The following is a 13,565-nucleotide window of genomic DNA, read 5'->3' on the forward strand; positions in this document are numbered from 1 at the left end:
TCAGTTGATGAGGCGGATATCCTCGCCCGCCTCATCTGTCGGGTCACCCGGTGCCGTGAACCAGTGGGTCACCTCGCCGTCCTCCAGGTCTGCGGTGAGGTCGCCGGTCGGCAGGACCGAGAGGGCGCCCGCGCTCGCCGAGGCCAGGAACTCGTCGATGGCTGGGCGGCCGGTGGAGGCGGTGGTGTACGTCGTCGACTCGTAGTCGATGCCGTTGTCGGCGCGGAGGGTGGCCGCACGATCCAGCGCCTCGGACTGGGTGAGGGTGGCCCAGGTTTCGGCGTCGCGGTAGACGAAGGCGGGGTCGGCTTCGGACAGGGGGCGGACTCGGTCGGTGTAGGAGACCGGGTGGGCAGGGCGGGCGGACAGGTCGGACTGGATCTTCGGGTCGGAGGGGTCCAGCCAGCGGACCGAACTTGCCGCCGGTTCCTGGGCGATGCCGAAACCGGCTCCGGCCTCGAGGATTTCACCGAAGGAGAGGCCGTCCGCGAACAACGCCGCGGCACCGGCCTTGTGGATGGCCCAGACCGCGACCACCGCGTCGACCGTGTGCGGCAGGGCTACGGCGACGATGTCGCCGGGGCCGGCGCCGCGGTCGATGAGGAGGCGGGCGAGCTGGGAGCTGCGGCGGTCCAGGACGTGGTAGGCGATCTCCTCGCCGCCGGACAGCAGCGCCGGGGCCTGCGGGTCCTCTTCGACGACCTCGGCCAGGACATTGGCCACGGTCGCCGTGCCGACGCGGGCCGCGTCCGCCGACGAATCGGCGGGGGTGACCGCGCTTTCGGCGAGGATGCGGGCGCGTTCGGTGGCATCGAGGATGTCGATATCGCCGACCAGGCTCTGCGCGTCTCCGACCAGCGCGTCCAGGATCCGGTTGAAGCGCGCGGCGAGGATGGCGACCTCGTCGGCGGTGAACCGGCTGGCCAGGTAGCGCATGGAGATGTCGATGGTCTCGCCCGCCATGATGACCAGGCTCATCGGATAGTGGGTGTTGTCGTTGATGCCCACACCGCTGACCGACATGCCGTCGATGGAACTGGCCGCGGCGATGGCGTCCTTGTCCACCGGGTAGGACTCGAACGCCATGATGGTGTCGAATTCCGCTCCGGCGCCCGCGAGTCTCTGGATCTCGGTGAGCCCGATGTGGTGGTGTTCGAGCAGATCGGCCTGATCATGCTGAACCCGCTGCAGCAGCGCCGCGATGGTCAACCGGTCATCGACGCGGATACGCACCGGCACCGTGTTGATGAACAGACCCACCATCGACTCGACACCGGGCAGATCACCCGGGCGACCGGAGACGGTCGCGCCGAACACCACATCACTGCGCCCGGTGAGGCGGCCGATCAGCACCGCCCAGGAGGTCTGGATCAGCGTGTTCAGCGTGACATTGAGTTCTCCGGCGCGCTTGGTGAGCGCGCGGGTGCGGTCGGCGTCGATATCCAGTGTGTAGCGGCCGATCTCGTACTTCTCGTCGCGGGTCGCGGCGGGCGCGAGCTGAGTCGGCTCGCTCACACCGGACAGCGCCCGCTGCCATGCGGCGAGCGATTCGTCCCGGTTCCGTCCGGCCAGCCAGGCCAGGTAGTTCCGGAACGACGCCACCCGCGGCAGCACCGACATGTCGCCGCGCACCGCGTACAGCACCAGCAGGTCCTGCATGAGCAGCGGCATGGACCAGCCGTCCACCAGGATGTGGTGGGTGGTGATGACCAGGTGCACCAGGTCGTCGCTGATCCGGAACACGTTGAACCGCATGAGCGGCGCCGCGGACAGATCGAAGTGATCGGCGCGATCGGCCTCGATCATCTCCCGCATGCGCGGATTGCGTTCGGCCTCCGGCAGATCCGTGAGATCGATGACGTGGAACGGCGCCTCGACCTTGTCCAGCACCACCTGGTGGGCCTGACCGTCGGAGTCGGTGACGAACGCGGTCCGCAGGCTCGGGTACCGGTCCAGGATGGCCTGCGCGGCCACCTTCAGACGATCCACATCCACCACGCCGCTCAGGTCGAGCACGGTCTGAATGGTGTAGACGTCCACCGTGTTCTGGGTGAGCAGCGCGTGGAACAGCAGACCCGACTGCAGCGGCGACAGCGGCCACACATCGGACAGCCCCGGATAGGTCCGCTCCCACACCTCGATATCGGACTGACCCACCCGCACCAGCGACAGGTCGGACGGTGTGAGGCCGCCCGCCTCCGGACGCTTGGCGTGTTCGGCCAGCGCGGTCAGCGCCGCCACGAACAGGTCGGCGAACTCCTGCACCCGCTCGCGCTCGAGCAGCCCGCGCGGGTAGGAGAAGGCCGCGCCCAGCTGCGGGCCGTCCGCGCCGTCGGTGACGATGGCGTTGATGTCGAGGGTGGCGTTCGCGGGCATATCCGCGTCCATGTCGCCGTCGAGGCGGCCCAGGTCGTCGACCGGCACCCAGCCCAGTTCGGCCATGCCCTCGGGCACCTCGCCCGCGGACATCCGGCCCAGGTAGTTGAAGCTGATCTGGCCGACATCGCGCAACCGCGTGGCGGTTTCCGGGTTGAGGTAGCGCAGCAGACCCCAGCCCAGGCCCTTGTCGGGCAGCGCCAGCAGCTGTTCCTTGACCGATTTCACGATGCCGCCCAGGGCATCTCCGCCCTCGAACGCCTCGTCGAGGTCAGCGCCGTTCAGGTCCAGTCGAACCGGGAAGGCGGCGGTGAACCAGCCGACCGTGCGCGAAAGATCCGCGCCCGGAACGATTTCCTCTTCACGGCCGTGGCCCTCGAGCTTGATCAGCGCCGAGCCGCCCGCGGTCTTTCCGCGCCAGCGCGCGACCGCCATGGTCAGCGCCGACAGCAGACCGTCGTTCACACCGCCGCGGTACCGGCCCGGGATGGCGGTGAGGACGGCCTCGGTGACCGACGCCGGAACACTGATCTCGATCCGTTCGACGGTGGCGAAGGTGTCGACCGCCGGGTCGAACTCCCGCGACCCGAGCAGCGGATCCGGGGTCTCGGTAACCCGCTGCCAGAACGGCAGTTCCGCGACCCGCGCCTCATTGCGCGACTCCTCGACCAGGGCGTGCGCCCAGCGCCGCATGGAGGTGCCGGTCTCGGGCAGCGCCACCGGCTGTCCGAAGGCCACCTGCGACCAGGCCAGGCCCAAATCCGGAATCAGGATGCGCCAGGAGACACCGTCGACCACCATGTGGTGCGCGACGATGAGCAGCACGTCACGACGGACGCGCGCCTCGTCGGAACCCTCGGGGGCGAAGGCGAACCAGACGAACTGCACCATGGCGGCATTCGCCGGATCCAGACGTCCCAGCGCGGCATCGAATTCGATGCTGCCGACCCGGGTCAACTCCTCGTCGGAGATGTCGGCGGCCAGCTCGACCCGGTGCACCAGAGCGTCGATGTCGACCGCCCCGCGCGGCAGCGCCTCGAATTCGAAGCCCGCCGTGGCGTCGTTTCCGGGGGCACTGCGGCGCAGGCGCGACCGCAGCACGTCGTGGTGGTCGAACAGCGCGCCGATGGCTCCGACCAGCACCGCCCGCGTGATGCCGTCCGGCAGCCGCAGCGGCATGGTCTGCGAGAACCGCTCGTAGGACGAGCCACTCGACAGGATCGCGTGCATGATCGGCGTCAGCGGAATGTCGCCGACCCCGCCGCCCGGCAGTTCCGCCAGCTTCTCCTGCGCGGTGTCCCCGCCCAGGGTGGCGACCTCGGCCAGCCCCGCGACGGTCCGCTTCTCGAACACCTCACGCGGCGAGAACACGATGCCGCGCGCCTTGGCCCGCGAGACCAGCTGGATGGACAGGATCGAGTCGCCGCCGAGCGCGAAGAACGAGTCGTCCGCGCCCACCTGGTCCACGCCGAGCACGTCGGCGAAGACCTCGGCGATGGCCGCTTCCAGTTCGGTGACCGGAGCGCGGAAGTCGCGCGCGGTGAACACCGGTTCGGGCAGCGCCCGGCGATCCAGCTTGCCGACCGGGGTCAGCGGGATCTGGTCCAGGACCGTGATGGCCGTCGGCACCATGTATTCCGGCAGGCGGCCCGCGACATGCTCGGTCAGCGCCGCGATGTCGATGGTCCGGCCCGCCACCGGCAGCACATAGGCCGCCAGGATGGTGGCCCCGGCCTCGGTCCGGTGGCCGACGGTGACCGCGAAGTCGACCGTCTCGTGCGAGGCCAGCGCGGCGTCGATCTCACCGAGCTCGATGCGGAAACCGCGCACCTTCACCTGGAAGTCGTTGCGGCCCACGTATTCCACCTCGCCGGCGGGGGTCCAGCGGACCACGTCGCCGGAGCGGTACATGCGCTCGCCGGCCACGAACGGGTTGGCGACGAATCGCTCGGCCGACAGGCCTGGGCGGTCGTGATAGCCGCGCGAGAGCTGGATACCCGACAGGTACAGCTCACCGGCTACGCCGACCGGCACCGGCCGCAGGCGCGCATCCAGGATGAGGGCCTGCATACCGCGGATCGGACCGCCGATGGTGACCGGATCGCCCGGCATCAGCGCATCGCTGATATTGGTCATGATCGTGGTCTCGGTCGGGCCGTAGCCGTTGTGGAACGCACGAATCGCGCGGTTCTGCTGCGTCCCCTCTCCGATGGGCACCGCCCACTTCTCCACCAGATCGGCCGGGACCGCCTCACCACCGGCGACCAGCACCCGCAGCGAGTCCAGACCCTGGGGGTCGAGGGTGGCGAGCGCGGCCGGGGTGATGAAGGCGTGCGAGGCCCGCTCGCGCTTGATCAGCTCGGCCAGTTCCTCGCCGCCGTAGACGCCCGGCGGGACCACCACGAGGGTGCCGCCCGCACCGATGGCGAGCAGGTACTCCAGCACCGACGCATCGAACGACGGCGAGGCGAAGTGCAGTGCGCGCGAACCGGAGTCGAGGTTGTAGCGCACGATCTGCTCGGTGGCGAAGTTGGCCAGACCGGAGTGCGTCACCACGACGCCCTTCGGCATGCCCGTGGTGCCGGAGGTGTAGATCACGTACGCCACGTGGTCCGGCCGGACCGGGGCCCAGCGCTCCGCGTCGGTCACGGGTTCGGCGAAGTGCGAGGCGATCTCGGCCTGCACCATCGGATCGTCGAGCGAGATCCAGCCCGCCAGGCTCTTGACCGGCGGCAGCCCCTCGAGCTCGGCGTCGACCGTCAGGCCGAGCACCGCGCCGGAGTCGTTGACCATGTGCGCGATGCGGTCCGCGGGGTAGGACGGATCGACCGGCACGAAGGCCGCACCCGACTTGGCGACGGCCCAGATGGCCAGCACCGATTCGAAGGAGCGCCGGATGGCCACGGCGACACGGGTTTCCGGTCCCGCGCCGCGCTCGATGAGCACCCGCGCCAGCCGCGAGGAGGCCGCGTCGAGTTCGGCGTAGCCCAGGGCCTGGCCCTGGAAGACGACCGCCTCGCCGACGGGGTTGTTGGCGACGGCCTCGGCCAGCAACTCGGGCAGCACCCGCGGCTCGATGGCCGGACCGCCGGTGCGGGCGATCAGGTCGGCGCGCTCGTCGGCGGCCAGGATCTCCAGATCGCCCACGGCCGTGCGCGGCGCGGTCACGATCTCCCATAGCAGCCGCAGGAACCGCTCGGCGAAGCCCTCCACCGTCGACTGGTCGAACAGGTCACGGGCATAACCGAATTCGGCGTACATGCCCGCGTCCGCGTCCGGCCCGGCCTCGCGCAGGGTGAGCATGAGGTCGAACTTGGCGATCTCGTTCTCGAAGTCGACCGCCGAAGCCCGCAGTCCGGGCAGCTCGAAGGAGCTGTCGGGCAGGTTCTCGAACGACAGCGCCACCTGGAACAGCGGGTGCCGCGCGGTGGATCGCTCCGGGTTGAGCAGCTCGACGAGCCGCTCGAACGGAATGTCCGCGTGCGCGAACGCCTGCAGGTCACTGTCCTTGGCCTTGGCCAGCAGCTCGGTGAAGCTGGCCTGTCCGGTCACCTCGGTGCGCAGCACCAGGGTGTTGACGAACATGCCGATCAGGTTGTCCAGCTCGGCCTCGCCGCGGCCCGCGATGGGCGCGCCGATGGCGATGTCGGAGGTGCCGGACAGGCGCGCCAGGAACACCGCCAGGGCGGTGTGCACGACCATGAACATGGTCGCGTTGTTGGTGCGCGCGATCTGCTGGAGTCCGCGGTGCAGGTCGTTGCCGATCGGGAACCGCACCCGGCCGCCGCGGAAGGACTGCGCGGTGGGGCGCGGGCGATCCGAGGGCAGGTTCAGCTCGTCGGGCAGATCCGCCAGCGCGGTGCGCCAGAATTCGGCCTGCGCCGCGATCAGGCTGTTCGCGTCGTCCTCGGAGCCGAGGACCTCGCGCTGCCAGATCGAGAAGTCCGCGTACTGCACCGGCAGCGGCGCCCAGCCCGGCGCCACGCCGGCGGCGCGGGCGGCGTAGGCCACCATGACGTCGCGGGTGAGCGGGCCCATGGACCAGCCGTCGGCGGCGATGTGATGGGTGACGAAGACGAGCACGTGCTCGACCTCCTGCCCCGTCATCCCCGCGTGTTCTCGGCCGGGATCCACGGCATCCGTGTCGATTCCGTGAGAACCCGCGTCCACGCGGAACAGCGCGGCGTGCAGCGGCACCTCGGTGGTCACGTCGAAGCCGGTGGTGATCAGCGCGGCGATCCGCTCGGTCACCGATTCCGCCGAGACGAGCACCGGCGTCAGGTCCGGAACCGCTTGCGCCGCGGGCACGATCACCTGCGCGGCGGCACCATCCACCTGCGGGTAGAGGGTGCGCAGCGTCTCGTGCCGGCCGATCACGTCTGCCACGGCCTGCCGCAGCGCCTCCACATCCAGCGCACCGGTCAGACGCACCGCCACGGGGACGTTGTAGGCGGCCGACGAGGTGTCGAACTGGTTGAGGAACCACATGCGCTGCTGCGCCAGCGACAGCGGCACATGGTCCGGTCGTGCTCCGGCGGTGAGCGCCCTGCGGCCTCCCCCGCCGGCGTGCTGCTCGACCTTGGCGGCCAAGCCCGCGACGGTCGACGCCTCGAACACGGCGCGCACCGGCACCCGCGCGTCCAAGGCCGCGCCGATGCGCGCGGCGACCTGGGTGGCGAGCAGCGAGTTGCCGCCGAGGGCGAAGAAGTCGTCGTCCGCGCCGACCCGCTCGATACCGAGCACCTCCGCGATGACGCCCGCCACGATCTCCTCGATCGGGGTGGACGGCGCACGGAACGCGGTGGTCTCGAACTCGGGCTCCGGCAGCGCCTTCCGGTCCAGCTTGCCATTCACATTGAGCGGCAGGGCATCCAGGACCACGAAGGCGGACGGCACCATGTACGACGGCAGCGCAGCCGTCAGCGCCGACTTCACCAGCGGCACATCGACACCCGAGCCGGAGGGCACCAGGTAGGCGACCAGGCGGTCGCCGGTCTTGGCGTCCTGCTTGGCCAGCACCGCGGTCTGCGCGATCTCCGGCAGCGCCAGCAGCGCGGCCTCGATCTCGCCGAGCTCGATGCGGAAGCCGCGGATCTTCACCTGGAAGTCGGTGCGGCCCCGGTACTCCAGCTCCACAGCGCCTGATTCACCGCTCGCGGTGGCGGCCGACCAGGCGACGAGGTCACCGGTGCGGTACATGCGCTCGCCGATCGCGAACGGGTTGGCCACGAAGCGATCCGCGGTCAGATCCGGGCGCGCGAAGTAGCCGCGGGCCAGCTGCGCTCCGGCGAGGTAGAGCTCGCCGGAGACGCCGTCGGGCACCGGGTTCAGGCGGGCGTCGAGCACGTAGACCCGCGAATTCCATTCCGGCGCACCGATGGACACCGAACCCTGATCGGCGTCGGTGACCCGGTGGCTGGTGATGGACACCGCGGCCTCGGTCGGGCCGTACAGGTTGAACAGCCCGGCGTCCGGATTGCCCGCACGGAAGCGCTGCGCCACCGCGGCGGGCAGCGCCTCACCGATGGCGAGGACCCGCCGCAGCGAATCGTTCAGCGTCCCTTCGGCATCGGTGAGCAGCGCGTCCAGCATGGACGGCACCACGTGCAGGGTGGTGACACGCTCGCGCGCCATCAGCTCGTTGAGGTACGCCGGATCCCGGTGCCCGTCGGCCGCGGCGATCACCAGGCGGCCACCGGACACGGCGGCCGACCAGAACTCCCAGACCGACAGGTCGAACGTGGCGGCGGTCTTGAGCAGCACCGCGTCGTCCGCGCCGAGCCCGAATTCCGCGCTCTTCCACTGCAACTGGTTGGCGATGGCCGCGTGCGGCAGCGCCACGCCCTTCGGGCGACCGGTGGAGCCGGAGGTGAAGATGACGTAGGCGGTGTGCTCGGGCCGCAGCGGAGCCACCCGCTCGGCATCGGTGACCGGGCCGAGGTTCGCGCCGGACAGCGCGAGCTCGTCCATCCGCACCAGTGGCGCGACGTCGGTGGCGAACTCGGCGGCGGCAGTGGTCAGCACGCACACCGGCGCGGCGGTTTCCAGGATGTACCCGGTCCGCTCGGCGGGCTGGTCCGGATCCACCGGCACGTACGCGCCACCGGCGACCGACACCGCGTACATGGCCACGACCAGGTCGATCGAGCGCCGCAACGCCAGCGCGACCCGATCCTCCGGTCCCACACCGAGCGAGATCAGGTGGCGGGCAAGGCCATTGACCCGCGCGCCGAGTTCGGCGTAGGTCAGCGTCTCGCTGTCCGGTCCGATGAGCGCGATGGCGGTCGGCTTGGCCGCCACCGTCGCATTGAGCATGGACACCAGCGTCGCGCCCGAATCCACCTGGTGCGCGGTGGCATTGCGCAGCTCCAGGATCTCGGCCCGCTCGGCTGCGGACAGCAGCTCGATCGCACCGACCGCGGTCGCTTTGCCTCCCTGCGCTTGCGGCGCGGTCACGATCTCGCGCAGCAGGTGCACGAACCGATCCGCGAAGCCGCGCGCGGTGTCGTGGTCGAAGATGTCGGTGGCATAGGTCAGGATGCCGGTAATGCCCTGGGCCGCACCGTCTTCGCCGTAGATGTCGGAGACGATCAGATGCAGATCGAACTGCGACAGCTCGGTGTCCACGTCCAGGCCGGACACGGTCAGGCCCGGCAGTTCCAGGGTGGAGCGGGTCAGGTTCTGGAAGGACAGACCCACCTGGAACAGCGGATGCCGCGCGGTCGAACGCGCCGGGTTGAGCACCTCGACCAGGCGCTCGAACGGCACGTCGGCGTTGGCATAGGCCTGGATGTCGGTCTCGCGCTGACGCGCCAGCAGCTCGCTGAACGGCTCGCCCGCGTCCACTCTGGTGCGGAACACCAGGGTGTTGACGAACATGCCGATCAGGTCGTCGAGGACTGCCTCGCCACGGCCCGCCATCGGGGTGCCGATGGCGATGTCGTCGGAGCCGGAGAGTCGCGACAGCAGCACCGCGAGCGCGGTGTGCACGACCATGAACAGCGTCGCGCCCTCGGCGCGGGCCAGTTCCACCAGCGCCGCGTGCAAGTCGGCGTCGATGCGCACATCGATCTTGCCGCCGGCGAAGGACTGCACCGCTGGACGCGGCCGGTCGGCCGGGAGGTCCAGCTGATCGGGCAGGTCGGCAAGGGCCTGCTTCCAGTAGGCGACCTGCTTGGAGGCCAGCGATTCCGGATCGTCCTCGCTGCCGAGCAGTTCGCGCTGCCAGATGGAGTAGTCCGCGTACTGCACCGCCAGCGCGGCCCAGCCCGGCTCCTGCCGGATGGAGCGCGCCGCGTAGGCGGTCATCAGATCGCGAGTCAGCGGGGCCACCGAGGAACCGTCACCGGAGATGTGGTGGATCACCAGGGCCAGCACGTATTCCGCGGGCGCGGGGGCGTTCGGGTCCACGGCCGGGAACTGGCCGGTGGGCTCGATATCGGCGAAGTCGAAGGTGTAGGCCGCCGCGTGCGCCGCGGCCTCCGACGGCGCGACCGGAGCCGGGATCTCTCCCTCGATCTTGAACAGCGCCACCTTGATCGGCACCTCGACGGTGACGTCGAAGGCGGTGGAGGTCAGCTCGACCACCGCGCCCACGACCTCGTCGGCGGTGACGGTGCGCACCTCGAGTTCCGGCACGGCCTGCGCCGGCGGCAGGATGACCTGCACCGGGCCGTCCTCGGTCTGCGGGTAGATGGTCCGCAGGATCTCGTGGCGGGCAACCACATCCGCGATGGCGGCGCGCAGCGCGGCCTCGTCCAGCAGGCCGGACAGGCGCACCGCGACCGGCACGTTGTAGGCGGCCGAGGCGGTGTCGAAGCGGTTGAGGAACCACATGCGCTGCTGGGCCAGCGACAACGGAATGTTCTCCGGCCGCGGTCCGGCGGTCAGCGCCTTGCGGCCGCCCGCCCCGGCGTCGCGTTCCACGCGGGCCGCCAGCGCGGCCACCGTGGACGCCTCGAACAGCAGTCGCACCGGCACCCGGGTATTGAGCGCCTCGCCGAGCCGCGCGGCCACCTGGGTGGCGAGCAGCGAGTTGCCGCCCCATGCGAAGAAGTCGTCGTCCAGACCGATGCGGCCGGATTCGACGCGCAGCACCTCGGCGAACACGCCGGCCACGATCTGCTCGATCGGGCTGACGGGGGCGCGGAAGACCGCCTTCTCGAAGGTGGGCTGCGGCAGCGCCTTGCGATCCAGCTTGCCATTGGCGTTGAGCGGCAACGCGGTCAGCGGCATGAAGACCGACGGGATCATGTACGACGGCAGCTCGGAGGCCAGCGCCGATTGCAACTGCTGCTTGTCGGGCTCGCCGTCGGCGCCGACGACATAGGCCACCAGGCGGTCGCCCAGCGCCGGGTCGGTGTGCGCGACCACGGCCGCGGAGGCGATGGAATCCAGGCGCAGCAGCGCGGATTCGATATCGCCGAGCTCGATGCGGAAGCCGCGGATCTTCACCTGGAAGTCGGTGCGGCCCCGGTATTCCAGTTCGCCGTTCTCCTGCCAGGCCACCAGGTCACCGGTGCGGTACATGCGGGAACCGTTGTCGGCGAACGGGTTCGCCACGAACCGGTCGGAGGTGAGGTCCGGGCGGCCGAAGTAGCCGCGCGCCAGCTGCGCGCCGGCCAGGTACAGCTCGCCGGAGACGCCCACCGGCACCGGTCGCAGGCGCGAATCCAGCACGTACACCTGAGAATTCCACTCGGGCGAGCCGATGGACACCGACAGTTCGTCGCGTTCGGTGACCCGGTGGTTGGTGATGGACACCGCGGCCTCGGTCGGGCCGTACAGGTTGAACAACTCGGTGCGCGGACGCTCCCGCCGCACCCGCTGCGCGAGCGGGCCGGGCAGCGCCTCGCCGATGGCCAGGATGCGCCACAGCGAATCCGGCAGCCCGTCGGTGAGCAGCGCGTCCAGCATCGACGGCACCACGTGCAGGGTGGTGACCCATTCGCGGGCCATGAGCTCGTTCAGGTACGCCGGATCCTTGTGCCCGTCGGGCGCTGCGATGACCATGCGGCCACCGCAGGCCACGCCGGACCAGAACTCCCAGACCGAGAGGTCGAAGGTGGCGGCGGTCTTGAGCAGCACCGCGTCGGCCGGGTCGAGACCGAATTCGGTGACCTTCCACAGCAACTGGTTCACCACCGCGCCATGCGGCAGCGCCACACCCTTCGGTCGGCCGGTGGAGCCGGAGGTGAAGATGACGTACGCGGTATTGGCGGCGGTCAGCTCGCGCACCCGCTCGGCGGCCGTGATCGGCCCGGTCGAGTGGCCGGACAGGTCCAGCTCGTCGATGCGCAGCACGTCGATCGGTGCGGGGGGCTCGAAACCCTCGCGCGAGGTGGTGAGCACACACGCGGGCGCCGACGTCTCCAGGATGTAGCCGACGCGCTCGGCGGGCTGATCCGGATCGATCGGCACGTAGGCGGCGCCGGACTTGGCGACCGCGTACATGGCGACCACCAGGTCGGTGGAGCGGCGAATGGCCAGGGCCACCCGGTCCTCCGCGCCGATGCCGCGGGCGATGAGCTCGCGGGCGAGCTGGTTCACGCGGGCGTCGAGCTCGGCGTAGGTCAGCGTCTCGGCGCCGTCGGGGGCGTCGGCGACGATGGCGACGGCCTTCGGGTCGTCGGCGACGGACCGATCGAGCAGCGAGACCAGGGTGGCGTCGGAGCCGCCCTCGAAGACCGAGCCGATGTCTTGGGCGGTGTTGTTCCACCGCCGCAGGATCCGCGCGTTCTCGTCCTCGTCCAGCAGGTCGATGTCACCGACGGCCACGGTGGTGTCGGCCAGGATGGCGTCCAGCACCCGCACGAACCGGTCGGCGAAGGACCGCACGGTCGATTCGTCGAACAGGTCGGTCGCGTAACCGAATTCGGTGAGGATCTCGGCCGGGGTGCCGTCCTCGGTGTACCGGTCGTAGAGCGTGACGTGCAGGTCGGTCTTGGCCAGCTGCGAGTCGAATTCGACCGCGGCCACGTGCAGGCCCGGCAGTTCGAAGGCGGTCTCGGCCAAGTTCTGGAACGACAGGCCGACCTGGAACAGCGGGTTGCGGGCGGTGGAGCGGACCGGGTTGAGCACCTCGACGAGGCGCTCGAACGGAACGTCCGCGTTGGCGAAGGCCTCCAGGTCGCGCTCGCGGACCTCGGAGAGCAGATCGGCGAAGCTCGCGCCGCCGTCGATCTGGGTGCGGAACACCAGGGTGTTGACGAACATGCCGATCAGATCGTCGAGTTCGCGTTCACCGCGGCCCGCGATCGGGGTGCCGACCGCGATGTCGTCGGTGCCGGACAGGCGGGCCAGCAGCACCGCCAGGGCCGCGTGCACGACCATGAACAGCGAGGCGTTGTTGGCCCGCGCCAGCTCGTGCAGCTTGGCGTGACGCTCGGCGTCGATATCGAAGCGCAGCGCCTTGCCGTGGAACGACTGCGCCGGGGGACGCGGGCGGTCGGTGGGCAGCTCCAGCTGGTCCGGCAGCCCGTTCAGGGTCCGGGTCCAGTATGAGACCTGCTTGGCGGCAAGCGATTCCGCGTCGTCCTCGCGGCCGAGCACCTCGCGCTGCCACAGGGCGTAGTCGGCGTACTGCACCGGCAGCGGGGCCCACTGCGGGACGTCTCCGTTCACGCGTGCCACATAGGCGGCCATGATGTCGCGCGCCATCGGACCCATGGAGGAGCCGTCGGCGGAAACGTGGTGAACGGTGAAAGCCAGTACGTACTGGGTGGTTTCGCTGTCCACGATGCGGAACATCTTGACCGCCAGCGGCACCTCGACGGTGACGTCGAAGGTGGTCATGGCGAACTCGATGACCTTGCCGAGCAGTTCGCCCTCGGTCACCCCCTCCGGCACCAGCGACAGGTCGGTCTGCGAGGCGGGCAGCACGACCTGGTGCGGGCCCTCGGCCGACGCTCCACCTCCCTGCGCTTGCGGGTACACCGTGCGCAGCACCTCATGGCGGGCGATCACATCGCCGATGGCCTGTTTCATGGCGTACAGGTCCAGCGCACCGGTGAAGCGGACCGCCAGCGGAATGTTGTCGACCGCCGAAGTGCTGGTGTCGAACTGGTTGAGGAACCAGTAGCGCTGCTGCGCCGGGGACAGCGGCAGGTGCGCGGGCCGCTCACCGGCGACCAGGCGCGGGCGCGCGCCCGAACCGGCATTGCGCTCCACGCGCGCGGCCAGCGCCGCGA

General features: G+C 70.2%; 1 protein-coding gene (only partly in view). It reads right to left on the bottom strand.

Annotated elements, in window-relative coordinates:
- On the bottom strand, positions 1-13,565 hold the 3' end of the coding sequence (locus GLP40_RS30090) for a non-ribosomal peptide synthase/polyketide synthase (protein WP_154791405.1). Its footprint extends 31,072 nt past the window's final position; only the last 13,565 of its 44,637 coding nucleotides appear in the window; its start codon lies off the right edge, out of view; it ends in the stop codon at positions 1-3.

The organism is Nocardia aurantiaca (genome assembly GCF_009708175.1).
In the GTDB taxonomy this organism is placed as follows: domain Bacteria; phylum Actinomycetota; class Actinomycetes; order Mycobacteriales; family Mycobacteriaceae; genus Nocardia; species Nocardia aurantiaca.